General features: G+C 57.7%; 15 protein-coding genes. 2 read left to right on the top strand and 13 right to left on the bottom strand.

Features of this window, described 5'->3' with window-relative positions:
- Positions 1–85: 85 nt before the first annotated feature.
- Positions 86–958, top strand: coding sequence for an acetyl-CoA carboxylase, carboxyltransferase subunit beta (gene accD, locus AC1Q64_RS08390; protein WP_015013229.1), 873 nt, complete (start codon positions 86–88; stop codon positions 956–958).
- Between the two features lie 107 nt (positions 959–1,065).
- On the opposite strand, the gene AC1Q64_RS08385 is transcribed toward accD, so the two are convergent.
- Positions 1,066–1,617, bottom strand: coding sequence for a YggT family protein (locus tag AC1Q64_RS08385; RefSeq protein WP_291432701.1), 552 nt, complete (start codon positions 1,615–1,617; stop codon positions 1,066–1,068).
- Between the two features lie 79 nt (positions 1,618–1,696).
- Here AC1Q64_RS08385 and AC1Q64_RS08380 point away from each other — a divergent pair, with 79 nt between their 5' ends.
- A complete protein-coding gene (locus AC1Q64_RS08380) occupies positions 1,697–2,332 on the top strand; it encodes an LON peptidase substrate-binding domain-containing protein (protein ID WP_492251021.1) in 636 nt (211 codons plus the stop codon).
- A 27-nt stretch (positions 2,333–2,359) separates the two neighbouring features.
- Here the strand turns inward: AC1Q64_RS08380 and AC1Q64_RS08375 are convergent, their stop codons facing one another.
- From AC1Q64_RS08375 to asnB, 12 genes are all read right to left on the bottom strand, one after another.
- The gene (locus tag AC1Q64_RS08375; protein WP_492251020.1) at positions 2,360–4,168 is read right to left on the bottom strand and encodes a polysaccharide biosynthesis protein; all 1,809 of its coding nucleotides are present in this window, start codon (positions 4,166–4,168) and stop codon (positions 2,360–2,362) included.
- Positions 4,155–5,660 (bottom strand): DegT/DnrJ/EryC1/StrS family aminotransferase, encoded by a 1,506-nt coding sequence (locus AC1Q64_RS08370; RefSeq protein WP_492251019.1) that lies wholly within the window; start codon positions 5,658–5,660, stop codon positions 4,155–4,157. Before AC1Q64_RS08370 ends, AC1Q64_RS08375 begins: the two co-directional genes overlap by 14 nt.
- Entirely contained in the window at positions 5,657–6,289 is a 633-nt protein-coding gene (locus AC1Q64_RS08365) for an acetyltransferase (protein WP_291432705.1), read from the bottom strand. The genes AC1Q64_RS08370 and AC1Q64_RS08365 overlap by 4 nt, the downstream gene beginning before the upstream one ends.
- Positions 6,279–7,433 carry a UDP-N-acetylglucosamine 2-epimerase gene (gene neuC / locus AC1Q64_RS08360; protein ID WP_492251018.1) on the bottom strand — a complete coding sequence of 385 codons (1,155 nt, stop codon included), beginning with the start codon at positions 7,431–7,433 and terminating at the stop codon, positions 6,279–6,281. The genes AC1Q64_RS08365 and neuC overlap by 11 nt, the downstream gene beginning before the upstream one ends.
- Positions 7,430–8,449 (bottom strand): N-acetylneuraminate synthase family protein, encoded by a 1,020-nt coding sequence (locus AC1Q64_RS08355; RefSeq protein WP_492251017.1) that lies wholly within the window; start codon positions 8,447–8,449, stop codon positions 7,430–7,432. The genes neuC and AC1Q64_RS08355 overlap by 4 nt, the downstream gene beginning before the upstream one ends.
- A gap of 8 nt (positions 8,450–8,457) precedes the next feature.
- A complete protein-coding gene (locus AC1Q64_RS08350) occupies positions 8,458–9,258 on the bottom strand; it encodes an SDR family oxidoreductase (RefSeq protein ID WP_291432707.1) in 801 nt (266 codons plus the stop codon).
- Positions 9,258–10,652 carry a glutamate-1-semialdehyde 2,1-aminomutase gene (locus AC1Q64_RS08345; protein ID WP_492251016.1) on the bottom strand — a complete coding sequence of 465 codons (1,395 nt, stop codon included), beginning with the start codon at positions 10,650–10,652 and terminating at the stop codon, positions 9,258–9,260. The genes AC1Q64_RS08350 and AC1Q64_RS08345 overlap by 1 nt, the downstream gene beginning before the upstream one ends.
- Positions 10,653–10,669: 17 nt before the next feature.
- On the bottom strand, positions 10,670–11,398 hold the full coding sequence (locus AC1Q64_RS08340; RefSeq protein ID WP_291432709.1) for an acylneuraminate cytidylyltransferase family protein: 729 nt from the start codon (positions 11,396–11,398) through the stop codon (positions 10,670–10,672).
- Complete coding sequence (locus tag AC1Q64_RS08335; RefSeq protein ID WP_492251015.1) at positions 11,395–12,588, bottom strand: glycosyltransferase family protein; 1,194 nt, start codon at positions 12,586–12,588, stop codon at positions 11,395–11,397. Before AC1Q64_RS08335 ends, AC1Q64_RS08340 begins: the two co-directional genes overlap by 4 nt.
- A 94-nt stretch (positions 12,589–12,682) precedes the next feature.
- Positions 12,683–13,450 carry a class I SAM-dependent methyltransferase gene (locus AC1Q64_RS08330; protein WP_291432711.1) on the bottom strand — a complete coding sequence of 256 codons (768 nt, stop codon included), beginning with the start codon at positions 13,448–13,450 and terminating at the stop codon, positions 12,683–12,685.
- Positions 13,451–13,503: 53 nt separating this feature from the next.
- The gene (gene glnT / locus AC1Q64_RS08325; RefSeq protein WP_291432712.1) at positions 13,504–14,811 is read right to left on the bottom strand and encodes a type III glutamate--ammonia ligase; all 1,308 of its coding nucleotides are present in this window, start codon (positions 14,809–14,811) and stop codon (positions 13,504–13,506) included.
- A 27-nt stretch (positions 14,812–14,838) separates the two neighbouring features.
- Positions 14,839–16,593 (bottom strand): asparagine synthase (glutamine-hydrolyzing), encoded by a 1,755-nt coding sequence (gene asnB / locus AC1Q64_RS08320; protein WP_291432713.1) that lies wholly within the window; start codon positions 16,591–16,593, stop codon positions 14,839–14,841.
- Positions 16,594–16,600 lie beyond the last annotated feature (7 nt).

Here is a 16,600-nt window from a genome sequence, read left to right as displayed (position 1 = left end):
GGTGCGCCGACAGATTCACACCCGGCCTGCCCCGCAAACGCCTACGGGCTTTGTAGCAGGTCGCGCCACTGAAGAGGAGAACACCATGTCCTGGCTCGAAAAACTTCTGCCCGCCAAAATCCAGCAAACCGACCCCACCGAGCGCCGTCAGGTGCCCGAAGGCCTGTGGATCAAGTGCCCGAGCTGCGAGACGGTGCTCTACAAGGCCGATCTGGAGCACAACCAGAATGTGTGCCCCCACTGCAGCCACCACCACCGCATCGGTGCGCGCGCCCGACTGGACGCATTTCTGGATGCTGAAGGCCGCTACGAAATCGGCCAGGAAGTCCTGCCCGTAGACGCGCTCAAGTTCAAGGACAGCCGCAAATACCCCGAGCGCCTGAAGGAGGCCCTGGAGAACACGGGTGAGACCGATGCACTGATCGTCATGGGCGGTGCCGTCAAGAGCATCAACGTGGTGGCCGCGTGCTTCGAGTTCGACTTCATGGGCGGCTCCATGGGCTCCGTGGTTGGCGAGCGCTTTGTGCGTGGCGTGGAAACCGCCATCGAGCAAAAAGTACCCTTCATCTGCTTTACCGCCACCGGCGGCGCGCGCATGCAAGAAGGCCTGCTGTCGCTCATGCAGATGGCAAAGACCAATGCCGCCCTCACCCGCTTGGCCAAGAAGGGCCTGCCCTACATCAGTGTGCTCACCGATCCCACCATGGGTGGCGTGAGCGCAGGTTTTGCCTTTGTGGGCGACATCGTGATTGCCGAGCCCAAGGCGCTGATCGGCTTTGCTGGCCCGCGCGTGATCGAATCCACCGTGCGTGTGACCCTGCCCGAGGGCTTCCAGCGTGCAGAATTCCTGCAAACCAAAGGCGCGGTGGACTTCATCTGCGACCGCCGCGAACTGCGCAACACCGTGGCCAGCAGTTTGGCCATGCTGCAACGACTCCCTGCTGACGCGGTGATGTAAATACCCGGTCCCCGAAAAGGGGACTGAGTGAGGCCTCACCACGCCATTGCTATATTTTAAATAGCAAATAGAGCATATTTGGCTAGCGCATCGGGCCTTTGGGATGCTTAACGCATCACACTGGCCTGCAAATGGCCCAGAACAATCATCACAACCTGCAGCACCACCAGCGCCACCAATGGCGACAGGTCGAAGCCGCCCATCAGCGGAATGACGCGCCGAAAAGGACGCAACACAGGTTCACACAGGCGCGCAATCACATCCGCCAGCGGTGAACGGCCACCCTGTACCCAGGACAGGACGGCATAGACAATCAGCAGGCCGATCAGCCCCGAGACCGCCACGCGCAGCAGCCCGAACAAGGCCAGCCAGGGCAACCACGCCCATGCCGATCCCGCACCGAGCAGCAACGTCAACAACGCGTACTGCACCAGCTGCACCAGCATCGCAGCCACCAGACTGGACACATCCCAACGCCCAGCAGGGGGGATCACCCGTCGCAGCGGCATGACCAGCCAGTCGGTCAACGCAAACACCAACCCACCGACCGGGTTGGAGAACGGCACCCGCTGCCACTGCATGTACAGCCGCAAGAGGCAGGCCCCAGTCAGCAAGCCGCCAACAACATCAAGCAGGAAAGAGGCGATCTGATAGAGCATGGATGTGACAAAAACAGTGGTACACAGCAAAAGCCAACGGTGTCATGGGATGATAGCGGGCGAAGGCACCCACACGCCCATGACCCCACCCCTCACCTTGTCGTCCCTGCCGCTTTTCCCACTGGGATCCGTCCTGTTCCCGGACGGAGTATTGGCCCTGCGGGTGTTTGAGGTGCGCTATCTAGACATGGTGCGCAAGTGCCATCAAGCAGGTGCACCCTTCGGCGTGGTCGCCCTCACCCAAGGCCATGAAGTGCGCCAGGCCGGCGCGCCGAAAGAACGCTTCAACGACGTCGGCACCTTGGCCATCATCGAGCAATTGGAGACACCCCAGCCCGGACTGATCACCCTGTTATGCCGCGGTAGTCAGCGTTTTCGTATCACTCAACGCCATCACCTGCAGCACGGCCTCTGGATTGCTGACGTCGATCACGTCGAACAGGATCTGACAGTGCCGGTTCCGGACGATCTCAAAAAGGCGTCAACTGCATTGGCGCAGGTCTTACACACGCTGCAGGTACGCGACCCAGACATGTCCCGCATGGTTACCCCCACTGCCGCGCAATTGAACGATTGCGGCTGGGTGGCGAACCGATGGTGCGAACTGCTGCCAGTGCCACTGGAGCTGAAACAGCGGCTGATGGAGCTGGACAACCCCCTGGTCCGCCTGGAACTGGTGGGGGATGTGCTGGAGCGGACGGGGATCGCGCAGTAGCGCGAGAGACACAGGTCGCAGCCTGAATCAACGCACTGAGTATTCAGGAACCAGACTCTGGAGCCAGGCACGCAGCGACGAAGCTGCCGGGGCAACCCCTAAACTCTCGATATCGCTGCAGACCTTCTCCGGGTTCAGGCGGCCCGGTGAGCTGGTTTTGGCCACGTGCAGTTTGGGATGTGGTGTCGGAATAGTGGTTTCGCCATTGGCAAGAAGCTCTTCGTAGAGTTTCTCTCCGGGTCTGAGCCCTGTGAACACCACAGGAATTTCCTGCTCGTTTTTGCCAGACAACCGTATCAATATCTTCGCGAGATCAAGGATCTTGACGGGCTCTCCCATATCCAGCACAAAAATCTGCCCTGATTGGCCCATCAAACCAGCCTGCAGAACCAGTTGGGCAGCTTCCGGAATCGTCATGAAGTAACGAACAATGTCCGGATGCGTGACTGTTACCGGACCGCCACGTGCGATCTGCGCAGAAAACAACGGAACAACCGAGCCACTGGAACCCAACACGTTTCCAAAACGCACGGCCACAAAACGCGTGCTTTCGCATTCGCTAGCAACCGACTGCATGACCAGTTCAGCGAGCCGTTTACTCGCACCCATGACATTGGTCGGGTTGACCGCTTTATCGGTGGATATCAGCACAAAACGCGTAGCTCCGACAACGCCGGCGACGCGAGCAGCATTCAACGTTCCCAACACATTGGTGCGCAGGGCTTCTACCTCGTTCAAAGACTCCATCAAGGGAACATGCTTGTAGGCGGCAGCATGAAATACCACCGTCGGTCGGTGGAGCTGAGCGATGGCAAGCAATCGCTCATATTCTCGGACGTTGGCGGTGTAGTAAAGGCCTTGCATTTGGGGGTGAGCCCTGCGTAGCTCTTGCTCCAGTTGGTAGATGGCGTATTCGGACACGTCAACACACACAAGCCGCGCAACACCAAAGCGCGCAATCTGGCGGCACAATTCAGATCCGATCGAACCTCCTGCACCGGTGACCAGCACCGTCTCTCCGGCAATGAGATCAGACAGGCCCTTTTCATCCAGCGCCACGGGCGCTCTACCCAGCAAATCCTCCAGCTCGATACGCCTAGGTTGACCATCTTCAGCGCGCAGCCACTCGTCTGGCCGCGGCATTGTCAAAAGGGGCAGACTCGCTTCGCTAGCACCCATGAGCACTTCTCGCCGGGCATCAGACCCTGCGGCCAAGACCACAAGGGCGGCTACCGCTTGGGTGCGCGCAGCAATATGGGAGAGGTCGCCCAAACCTCCCAGCACGCTCAGTCCCTGCAGGCTGCGGCCTTTTTCGGCCGCGATGGGACTGACGATACCCACCGGCGACCACAGCCGCGTCCCGCGCAACGCAGGCAGTGCCACTGCTGCGTCTTGAACCGAACCCACCAGCAGCAGGGGCTTGCCGGTAGGTGCACTTTGCCCACGGTTGACCAGCAACAGTCGGGCGCTGATGCGGGCACCGCCCAGAAGCAGCAACACCAACATGGGATGCAACAGCAGCACCGAGCGCGGGAAAGACCCGACTCGCAGCATCAGCACTGCAGACGCAGACAACAAACCGGCGAACACCACGCCATATACAAGGCGCGTGAGTTCGGCCACGCTGGTATAGCGCCAAATGTGGCGGTACACCCCCCATACCAGCAGACTCGTACCAAACCCGAGCAACGGCCATGGCAGGGTGTCAACCATCATGGCCTGGAATTCATCGGGTACATCCAAGTTGAAGCGCAGCCAGAAGGTAAGCCACCAGCCGAATGCGACCAGTGCCAAGTCCAATACAAATGCCAGCAGATTGTTCTTATGCCAGCGCACGAGTATCCAAAGACGACGTTAAGACACGGCGCAAATGAGCAATTACCCGATCCTGCTGCGCTTCAGACAAATTGGATCCCGATGGCAGGCATAAGCCAGTTTCAAACAACTGGCGAGAAACATCCACCCCATCAGCATGGGGAAAATAAGGAGCATTCCTGAACAACGGCTGCAGGTGCATGGGCTTCCACACGGGCCGCACTTCAATTGAATGTCGCTCCATCAACCGCATGAGAGCCCTGCATTGAGCAGTGGCACCTTCGCCCTCGAGCGTGAAGCACGTGAGCCAACGGGTTGAGAGACAACCCTTCGGCTCAGGCATCCAACGAAGGAAGGGGATATCGGCCAGTGCTTGCTGGTATCGCTCGAAGACGCGCCGACGCTGCTGAACACGCTCATCCAGGACACGGAGCTGTCCACGTCCAATGCCCGCGAGTACGTTGCTCATGCGGTAGTTAAAGCCCACCTCCTCATGCTCGTAATGGGGTGCCACCTCGCGCGCCTGGGTAGAAAGCTTCCTCGCTCGTGCTATGAGCGTAGCGTCGTTGGACACTAGCATGCCACCGCCCGATGTGGTGATGATCTTGTTACCATTGAACGAGTACACCGCTAACTGGCCGAAGCTGCCGCTGGCGCGCCCCTTGTGCCGGGCCCCCAAAGACTCCGCCGCATCTTCGAGCACGGGCACGTTGTAACGCTCGCAAATGGGCAGCAGCGCCTCCATGTCAGCGCTCTGACCATAAAGGTTGACAAGGACCACACAGCGAGGAAGGCGGTTCTCCCGGCGTGCCGCTTCAAAAGCTCTCTCCAGTGCCCGCGGAGACATGTTCCAGGTATCCGGCTCCGAGTCGATGAAGACCGGCAGTGCGTTGCAATAGAGGATGGGATTACAGCTGGCTACGAAGGTCAATGAAGAACAGAAAACAATGTCTCCTGGCTGTACGCCCAGCAACAAGAGGCCAAGGTGGATGGCCGCCGTACCAGAGCTCAGGGCTGCGGCGTGGCCCACGCCCACATGCATAGCGAGTTCACGCTCAAACGCATCCACGTGCGGGCCGAGTGGAGCGATCCAGTTGGTGCGGAAGGCCTCTTCGACAAAGGCAGTTTCCTCTTCACCCAAATGGGGCGAGGAAAGCCAGATGCGCTGAGACAACTCCCGCCGGAATACCACATCCACCGGTTGGTCCAGCTCGTTCAGCACTGGAATGTGATCAATCTGGTGGCAATCCATCAATTCGAGCACAAACGCGGCAGTAGCGTCCTCATGTACCACTGTTGGGGGCAGCATCGGCAACTCACCAACCAAGACACAATCGCCGTGACCGTCCAAGCGAGCGCGTCGCAGATCACCATCAGTCAAAGTGCGCACCAACTGACCGTCTTCTCTGAGCACCATCAAAAAGCCTTTGGCCGTGGTGTCCAGCCGCAGCAGCGCTTCCCGCAGGGTGCAACTGGGTGCAACGCACAGGGCGTTGAACTCTGCCTGATTCATGAAATGCTCCTGGCCGGAACACCAACATAGGTGCCGGCCTGTTGAATGTCGTGGTGCACCACTGCGCCAGATCCGATCACTGCATCGTCGCAGATCAGTCGCCCGGGTAGCACCACAGCACCGGATCCGATCAAGACCCGCGAACCGACATGCGCACCTCCCCCAAGCACAGCGCCGGGTGCAATATGGGTGAACGCACCCACTTTGCAGTCGTGATCCACCACTGCACAGTGGTTAACGATGACGCTGCGCGCTAGCACCACGCCAGGCGCAATCACCGCCTGGGCCGCCACAAAGCAGCCCTCCCCAACTCTCGCGTGCGGCGAGACACTGGCCCTTGGGTGGATCACCGAGACTAGCTGACGAAGACCGAGTAACAAGCTCTCATTTTCACGCGCGCGGTTGTCCCCGATAGCTACGTGTAAAGCACCGCCCTGGGACTCCAAGGAGGACAACGCCGCCAGCGGAATGCCTGGCAGCAACTCCCCCCTGCACAGTTGATCATTTCGATCAGACGCGACCAATGCCCAGTCAGCATGCGCTTGTTGCAGGGCATCTGCGACAACACGCCCGTGTCCACCTGCACCAAAAATCAGCAACGATGGGGACTGGGAAGCTTCAATAGGCATTAGTTTTTTCCAGCACCGAAAGTGTCAGAGGAAGCCGCGCCAGCAGTTCTGCGATCCGAGCACTCGACTGCCCATCTCCATAGCGGTTTTCGCACGGGTAGCGCTCGCGGGCCAAGGCCTGTTGCAAGGCCATGCTCAGGGCTACAGCATCGGCGGGCACATCCACAGTATTGACGTTACGTTCGCGCAGCCTCTGCCGGTCACCAATATTGATGACCGGGGTACCAAAACTTGCCGCTTCGATGATGCCCGACGAAGAGTTGCCCATCATTACTGCCGCATGGCGCATCGCTTTGGCGAATAGACCACGATTCAGGTGCGGGATGCGTCGCGAGCCAGTGGGGAGAGATCCTTCGTCGAGTGCCTGCAGCACACCCAGTGCACCGGCATCGGCATTAGGCTCCACCCACAGTACAGGACAGCCTTGCAAATTTAGCGCGTCCAACAAAGCCCGCGCCTGTTCATACGCAAAGTTTGCCTGCTGAACCACTGGATGAAACACCACCAGGACAAACGGCTGAGCGCTAGGCATATCCAGCGCTGCCAGGGCCTCCTCGCGCGTGCCTGAAGCCAGGTCCACCAGACCGTCGAGTCCCGGTGCACCCACCACATGGATACGCTCCGGCATTTCGCCCATACACACCAAGCGGTCTCGCGACGCTTCGGTAGCAACCAGATGGTAGCTGCTGAGTTTGCTGATGGCGTGACGCATTGGCTCATCGACCGTACCAGAACGCTCACCGCCGTGGATGTGAACAGTAGCAACCCCCTGATTCAGAGCTGCAATAGCACCAGCCAACATCTCTCCCCGATCACCCAACAACAACAGAACGTCAGGTCGATGCTTTTCCAATAGCGCCGCCATACCTTGCAAGCAATGCGCCACGGCCGCGGACATACTCGCAGGGGTGCGCGTGAGCACATCCACTGGTAGCTCTGCCACCACCGGCAGGCCAGCCGCATGTATTTCGTCCACCGTGTGTCCGTGCGTAGCGCTCAGATGGACGCCAGTCACGGCCACGCCCAGTACCAACGCAGGGTCGGCAGCGACAAGTTGTAGCGTACTGCGCATCAGACCGAAGTCGGCCCGCGTGCCGCTGAGGTACAGCACGCGCCGGACTGCTGCAATGTGCTCAAGACTCACGCGCTAGGCTCCGGACTCAGATCGGACCAGTTCAGCACGGTGCCGCTCGCGACCGGGTGGCGCAGTTGCCTCCCCGCTAACACACTCAAATCACGCGGGGCGATACCGGTGGCCGGGCGCCGACAACCTAGCATCTCGAGGCGCAGCGGTACACCGGCCGCAATGTCCTCTAGGGCCACAACGCTGCGGCGGGCCACACGAGCAGTGTTCTGCTCTTCCGGACAAGGCGCCTTCACACCGTTCCCGCGCATAGCGGCCACTCGCCGTATGCCCCGAACCATCTCGGAAAAACCATCTGGCTCCAGCGAAGCGCTATGGTCTGGGCCGGGCAAGCTGCGGTCCAACGTCAGGTGTTTTTCGATCACGCATGCGCCTAGGGCCACGGCCGCCAATGGGGCTTCTATGCCAAGGCTATGGTCCGAATAGCCTATCGGCACACCAAGTTCGCGTCGCATCTGCTCCATCGCCGTCAAGTTCAGAGCGTCGTCTGAGGCAGGATAGGCCGAGGTGCAGTGCATCAAAACTATGCCATCAAGGTGGCCGCGGGCGGTGCGGGTCCAGACCAGGGCTTCAGTGATCTCCTCCATGGTGGCCATGCCTGTAGACATCAGCAGCGGCAACTGGGTTGCCGCTGCGTGTTCGACTAACTGGCGGTGCGTGAGCTCACCAGACGACAGTTTGAGTCGCCGAACGCCCAGGCGGACAAGCATATCAACCGCGAGTACAGAGAAGGGGGTTGAAAAAAATTCGATTCCAATGGTTCTACAGTGCTCCAGGATCTGTACATGCTCTGCTTCTGTCAGCTCCAGCCGCTCCAGCATGGCGTATTGGTCCAGCTCGCCCGTCTGGCGGCTTTGGTATTCGGCTGCAGGGGCGCCGCGCACCACGAGGTCAGCAGCGCGAAACGTCTGAAATTTGACAGCGTCAGCGCCAGCAGCCTTGGCCGCATCGCATAGGCACAGAGCACGCACCACATCGCCATCATGGTTGACACCAGCTTCGGCAATGACGAACACCCCCGAACTCACCATGCTGTCCACCCACCATCCACTACGAGGTTGTGACCACTGATGTATTGCGACGCATCGCTAGCGAGGAAGGTCATCGCATTGACAATGTCGCGCTCAGACGCCATACGCCCCAAGGGAACGCGCCGAGAGTAGTTGTTTACGAAAGCCTCATTCTGTCCACTGAACACTCCGCCCGGAGTGATCGCATTGACGCGCACACCCCTGTCACCCCAATAGCTCGCCAAATATTTAGTGAGCCCCCAGAGCCCCGCCTTGCTGGCTGAATAAATGGCAGGCGTGTTGATGGGACGGCCTAAGTACTCAGAACCTTCGTAAATACGCTGGTCAGGCGCCACAATGCCGTAGATCGACAGTGTGTTGACAATGACCCCGCCTTGCCTCTCGGCCATTGGGGTACCAAACACCTGAGAAGCCAACATGGCTCCTGTCAAGTTGACCGCCATCACAGCATTCCAGTCCTCAAGCGGAAAATCCTCAAATGGTGCGAAGAAATTCTCGCTCTTAGTCGCAGCGTTGTTGAACAGCACGTCGGCCTCACCCCATAACTCAACAAGGCGCTTACGTACTGCCACCAGGGAGTTACGCTGGGCCACGTCGGCAGCCACCTTCATCAGTTGGTCGTGAATCGGCCCCAGCTTTTCTAGGGCCTCTTCGGAAACGTCCAGAGCGCAGACTCGGGCGCCAGCTTCTATGAATCGAGCGACGGCCTGCTTACCCAGAATCCCGGCAGCCCCCGTCATCACGATAACCTTCCCGTCGAGCCGGAAGTCGCTACTGTTTGCTGCAGTGTTCATCAGTTAAATTGCCGGAATACCGGCTTGATCACGGGCCCCTGAAGAAATTTGTCCACGCCCTGCTCCAAGGCCAAGGCATAAACGGCTAGTGCCCTGCGCGCGGCCTCGAAGGTGCGATCCAACTCCCCCTCACCATGGGCAAAGCTTGGTGCGATCCAAGGCATTAGAACGCCATGACGGATCATCTCCTGCGAAAACAGTGTGCGCAGAGGAAGGCTAGGCACGCCATCAGCGCCAAGCGTGACGTAATTCATAGAGATCCCGTTGCCCTGTATCTGGAAGGCCTGTTCTACCCCCGCCTCCCGGGCGAGTTCTTCCAGCCCTGTTAGGAGCCGGGCACCGTAACGCCAGAGGTGGTCGGTCACACCAAACTGCTCGTAGATGTTGACGGTTTCCAAGAACGCGGCCAAGCTTGCCATCTCCCCACCATGCGTGGTGGAAATCAAGAACGTTCGCTCTTGACCAGCCCTGTTGATCCCCCCCACCTCCATGATCTCTCGCCGGCCTGTTAGCGCCGCCACGGCAAAGCCGTTGGCCATGCCCTTACCAAATGTGGTCAGGTCCGGCCTGACACCGTACAAGTGTTGGGCACCTTTAAGGTGCCAGCGAAAGCCAGTGATCATTTCGTCAAGGATGAAGAGAGCACCGTCTTTGACGCACAACTCCTGCACCTGGACGAGGAAATTGTCGGAACGATTCGGACACTCGCTGCACGTCGGTGGCATCAGGCGGTTCACACGCGCGCAGTGACCGCAAGGCCCCACAGTAGTTGCAGGCTCAAGCATCACGCCAGCAATCTGACCTGGATAAGCATCAAAAAGCGCACGCAGACTTTCGATGTCGCCATAGTCGAACAATAGTGTCGCTGCATGGTGAGTTTCAGGAATACCACGCTTGAGTACGGTGGCCCCGATAAACCAGTCGTCGAACGAGAAGAATGGATGTTGACGTGGGACGCAGATAAACGTGCGCCCGGTAAATGCTCGTGCAAGCTTCGCTGCGGCTGTAGTGACGTTGGAACCATTCTTGGCGAACTTCACCATGTCGGCGCCATCAATCAACCCGACCAGGCGTTCTGCGGCCTCCAACTCAATCACCGAGGCTCGCGTGAGATTGACACCAAGCTCCATGCCTCGCTGCGCAGCACGGTTCACTCGCTCGTCGGCGTAACCCAGAGTTACAGCGCGCAACCCCATGCCGTAGTCGAGAAGCGTGCGACCAACCGAATCTGTAACGTAGGCGCCCTTGCCACTTACCAGTATCTCTGGTGCATTTGACGGGTACTGATCATCACCACGGGAATAGGTGTGCGCACCGCCAGGAATGACCTTGTGCAGGCGTTCACTGTACGAGCGTGTATCCACCTGGGTTGAGCCTTCAGGTTCAGCGGTCATGGTATGTTTTGCGCCCCTCATAGTTGCTCCGGCAGACGTCCTTTGAAATGGCGAATGATCGACTCTATGCAAAGGAAATCTATTTCGTCGTCTACCTCGTAATTCTGCCAACGCTGAACTCGTTTCCCACCCAAACGCTCCGGATAGAAGGTTCGCTGGCTACGCAAGATAGCCGTCTTAATCAAATAAATACCGCCATACGGGTACCAAGCAGGCGTGCAGTCTGGCTGACCTTTGTCCACAGGCATCCAAGATGAAAGGCCGTCGCGAATGTCCTTGCGCTTGATGTCTAACGGATGCTCACGGTGCATTTGCCCAACGGTCACGACAGCATCAAGGTCGTCCCAGCGCTCTAACAGCATATCGATGGTGCTGGCAATGTCACCGTCGGCACGCAGGGGCGAGGTCGGTTCCAGCAACATAATGGCGTCGAATTCCTCACCTTGTGCGGCGAGAAATTCCACGGCATGAATTGCCGAATCGGCTGAAGTAGAGTGGTCTTGAGCGAGCATTTCGGGACGCAGGAATGGAACACGTGCGCCGTGCTGCATTGCAACGTCCGCAATCGCCTGCGAGTCGGTAGAAACCACTGTAGTGGTAATAGCCGGACATGAGCAAGCCGCCTCAATAGTCCAAGCTATAAGGGGCCTACCATGCAACGGCCGCAAATTCTTTCCAGGCAGTCTTTTACTACCTCCGCGTGCGAGTATCAAACCCAGAATCTGGCGAGACTGCTTGGCACTCATCGGGTGTTTCTTTTTCTTGCAAGAGCATAAACATGGGATGCAATGGCCTGCGCGGCACGATCATGCTTCGCAAAATTGGCGCGGCTCACTGGCGTACCGCCAGCTAAACCACGGTCGAGCAGTGTCGTCAGCATTGCTGGATTGTCAGCCCTCTCGCTCATGCCAAACAGGGAATAGTCGATTCCAGTGCTGCGAACGTAAGGCGAATAGCCGATATTAATGATGCGTTTTCCTGCGAAATGCGCCTGCACGCCAACTGTGGTGATCTGTACCACAACCTGGTCGGCTGCCATCAGCAACGGCAGCAGCGGTTCGCATTCAGGCTGACTCCAGTGAATCCGCGGGTGCAGCGGAGGCGGCGTGAACGCACGCCACTCGTTCGGGTGATAGCGCACTACGAGACATGCGCTGGGTCGCGCCTCAACCCATTCGACGAGTTGCCGCTGTAGCTCATCGCCTAAACCACTGCCAGCAAGTTCCGCTGGCAGCGACTGAGCAGCCTCTAGATGGCCAGCCCAGAGCACTATGTTCTGTCCACGCCAGCCGCGCTGAGCGCGCCAAGCCGCTCCAAGCGATGCGGCTTCATCTGTCACGAGACTGTCGAATGCTGGGTTACCGGTAACAAAAATCTTTTTCGCGTCTATGCCTGCAGCGATGAGATTCCCGCGAGTTGCTTCGCACAACACAGTCAAGCAGTCGGCCTGGACAGCTCTGCGTAAAAACGGGTCGCCCTGTAGAGAGAACAAATCAACCATGGTCAGACACGGAATGCCCAACTCGACCGCAGCCTCGATTGCTGCTTGCTCGCTCCGCGGCGAGTTGGTAGTGATCACCACATCGACCAGCAAATGACGCAGTACCGCGCGGAAAAAACTGACTGGTAGGAACGCATTGCGCCCCTCCTGCTCCCAGAGCGCCCAAGCTGCCTCCTCCCCGTCACGATCGACCCACTCAAGAAAATTGAAACCGAGATATGCGAGCGACTCCTCGCGCGTAACAGACGGGTGGCCGCTACTAGTCACAGCAAGCAGCCGCTCGCCATAGGCAAGCGCACGCTTACCGCCCGGTAGCATCGTGAAATCACGAAAGCCAAGAGGCTTCTCGCCTGCCGCTCGCGCGGCGTTGAAGGCAGTAGTGAGCGCCATCACACGAATTTCGCTGTCAGGCAACCGTTCGCGGATCGCGCGCATGACTGGGAGGCACATTTCAATATGCCCGCCCCCATAGCTAACCAACAGTATCCGCGCGTGCCGCGTCACGTCGATGGCCTTAAGGGCTGTTCGTTCATATTCTTTCAATTACCAAAAGGTGCCAATTCATGAGTAAGGGTCCGCTAATCTGGAGCCGGGTCTCAGGCGCCCCTGCACTCTCTCTAGACAAAACGGTATAAGTACCCATTGCATCGCGGTTGGCGGGTCGCGGGATATCAATATCAATTGCAAACGGCTGTTGGCGAGTGATTCGATAACCATATTTCGCTACATGGCGCGCGACCGACGGTATCGAATAAATGTTGTAAAAAGAACTCCGGTTGCGTACATGTTCGTTAACCTCAATCTTGCACGAGATATCGCCATCGTAAAACAGGCTGGTCAGCGCAATCCAGCGTGGATTGAGTCGGCTGAAAATCGCATCCAAAGGTTGTTCGAAACCCGGCAGCCAAGACAGTGTCTGCAGGCTCACTACTCCATCAACATCGGCCCGAGGCGCAAGGTTAAACCAGTCGCCTTCAACAAACGAAAGGTTGGTAGCCTGCCGCTCGAGAGCGAAATGGCCCGCGAGTGCGACCAGCGCATCCGAATAGTCAATTCCGAGAAACCGAGTTGCGGCGTGACGCTGAGAGAGGTAGTAGGTTGCAGCACCCGCGCCGCAGCCAAGGTCGACTACCAAATCAGACTCGGCGCAAAGGCCACTGACAAACTCCGAAAAATGTTTGGTCGACTGCTTCTGCTCAAGCCATTGCGCTAGGTGGTAAGCGTAAGCAACCTTGTCGATGTCTCGCCACTCGTCAACGCGCTGCGTAGAGACATGTGCGAGCGAGTCTGGAGTCATGGACATCAACTTACTTTCTGCTTCAGACGGTCAGAACAGAATTTCGTTGAACATCAGAAAAAATCCACATAGCGCCGGAATTCCGCAGGCGGCACCACGAACAGCATTTCATCCCACTCAGCACGCTTGATCTCAGCGAACTCTGCGACAAAGTCAGCGCCCAAGCCCTTACAAAGCGTTTGGTCGGCCTCCAGCGCATTAAGTGCATCGGGCAAACTTGCTGGCAGGCGTTTGATGCCACGTGCAGCAAGTTCGGCCAAGCTGAATTGGTAGAGGTTTTCATTGCAAGGCTGGCCAGGATCGAGCTTTCGCTGAATGCCGTCCAGACCGGCATGAATAACGGCCGCAGTCAGCAAGTAAGGGTTGGCTGATGCGTCTGGCACCCGCAGCTCAAGTCGCCCTCCTGGGATGCGTACAAAGGCCGTGCGATTGTTGTCGCCCCAAGCGATGTTGATGGGCGCCCAAGTTGCACCCGAACGCGAGCCGCGTGATACCAAACGACGGTAGGAATTGACACAGGGAGCGGCAATTGCGGTGAGGCCTGGCGCGTGCGCAATCAATCCACCCAGGAAATGGTACGCCAGTTGCGACAAACCCATGCCGCGAGAGTCGGAGGCATCCTCGAAAGCATTATCTCCAAACTGCCTACCAGCGGACATGTGCATATGCAAGCCGCTGCCCGACCGCTCGGCAAACGGCTTGGGCATGAAAGAACACAGCAGGCCATACTTTCTGGCAATCGCCTGAGCCGCCATCTTAAAGTAGGTGAGGTTATCCGCCGTTCGCAATCCATCAGCGTAGGTAAAGTTCATCTCGAACTGGCCGTTGGCATCTTCATGGTCAATTTGATAAACGTCGATACCAGCACTGCCTAATGCTGCCCGCAACTCCACTAGAAAGTCAGACACCGAGGACAGGTGACGGAAGTCGTAGCATGGTTTGTCAAGTGACTCTGATTCCGTTGCAACGACCCAGCTACCAGCAGTTGCCCCTGGCCGGAGCAGAAAGAACTCCGGCTCCAGGCCCGTGAAAAACTCCAAACCGGTCGTTTCACGGAAATCGGCCAACGCCTTCTTAGCAATCACGCGTGAGTCGAATGCATGAGGCTTGCCGTCAACATGCCCATCGCAAGCAACGCTGGCTGTTGACGTCATCCAAGGCACCGGGCGAATCGAGTCACGGTCGCCGATAGCCATGAACTCCCGGCCATGGGGCTCCATACCCATGCCGGCTATTGCAAAACCTGCAAAACCTGCGCCTGCGCCAAAGATCATCTCCTTGTGCTTGCCTGGCACCAGCTTCGCCTTAGGGCGACCGTGGATATCCACAAACTGAGCAAGATAGTATTCAAAGTCAGCCATGGTCCTGCTGTCTCCACCTGGTGATTCTTAATTGTTTTCGGGAAAGAACTCTTGTAGCCAAAGCTTGGCCATGAGCACGGTGCGCAGTTGCTTGGTGTGATTGTGCAGACCGCTGCGGTGCTCATCCAGCATGACCTGCAGTTCACTACGATCAAAACGCCCACCGTCGGGCAGCGCAAGAACCTCCCGCGCCCATTGATATAGCGGACCTTTGATCCAGTCGCCTATGGGCAGCGTGGGCATAGTCTTAGGTCGGAACACAAAATCGCGGTCGAAATAACTCTCCGCCGCTTTCTTGAGGAAGTACTTACCAACACCCTGATAGAACTTGGATGTTATGGGCAAACGTGCAAACAACTCACTCACCCGATGGTCCAGGAAAGGTGCCCGCCCTTCAATGGACCAGCAAGCGCCCATGCGATCACCCTTAACAGTGTTGTTACCGGGCATGAGCGACGTCAGCTCATATGCAGCAACTTGCTCCATCGGCTCTAAGTCACGAAATGGCTCGATGATGCTCATGAACTTGTCGAGCGCGCCTTCAGCATGAGGCTGAAAAGTCGGATTCATCATGCGCTTTCGGTCTTTTTCGGTGCTGTAGCTGATAAGGTCGAAATAGCTGCGCATCGAAAAATTGGCACGCGTCATCTCTGAGAAGAACTGCTCGTTGTGACGGAACCCCAGCATGACTTCGTCCGGTCCGTCGCCGGTAAACATGACAATCTTGCCCATCTCGTGCGCCTTGCGAGACAGCAGGTAAAACAGGAAAAAGGAGAAATCTCCATGCGGTTGCTCTGCATGCTTCACCACCGAATGAGCGATTTCTGGAATATCGGAAGGCCGGATATCCAGTGCACACAGGTTGATATTCAGGTCCGCCGCCACGCGCTCAGCGTAGGCATACTCTGAGAAACCTTTGTCTTCGATACGCAGTCCAATCGCATCCAGCCGAGGACGATTCCACTGAGGCACTAGTCGGTTCGCAACAACCGACGAGTCCACTCCGCCCGAGAGAAAAAGGCCACCATCCACATCGAAACGCATCTGCAGATTGACTGCTTCATCTAGGGCGCACTCTAGGTCGGCCTGTGACACATCGACTCGCTCCCCATCTAACGGCCAACTCCAGTAGCGCACGGGCTCGGAAAAGTGGCCACCACCGTAGCGGATGAAAGTACCGGGCGATAAGTGGCGGATCCCCTCAAAGCAGGTTTCCGGCGGTGGGCAATAATTAAAGGTGAATACATTGCCCAGCGCACCTTCATTCACTTTGCGCTCGAATTTGGGCAGCGCAAGGATAGCTTTCATTTCACTGGCAAATGCCATACCGCCTTGGTACGGAGCATAAAAGCAGGGCTTGATACCTTGGCGATCGCGGGCCAGCATACCGGTCTGTGAGCGCTGGTCCCAGATAAAGAAGGCGAACATGCCGACAAGATCGTCAAGCATCTTTTCCCCCTTTTCACACCATAGGTGCACCAGCACTTCGGTGTCGCAGCGCGACTTGAACTTGTAACCCTTGGCCTTTAGTTGTTCGCGCAACTCGATGAAGTTAAAAATCTCGCCATTGAAGACGACCCAGACCTTGCCATCCGTGCTCGACATTGGCTGCATGCCATTCTCGGGATCAACTACGGCGAGGCGGGCATGCCCTAGAACGGCCCCCCCCAAGTCTTCGACTCCTTGCTCATCAACTCCGCGGTACTTGATACTGTCGATCATCTTCCACACGTCGCCTTTGGTCACGCCTTCAGCGTTAACCACACCCGCTATTCCACACATGGCTAGT

The sequence above is a fragment of the Acidovorax sp. GW835-FHT14G06 genome, from assembly GCF_058793595.1.
Note: the sequence above shows the minus strand (reverse complement) of the source record. Positions and strands in the feature narration are given on the sequence as shown.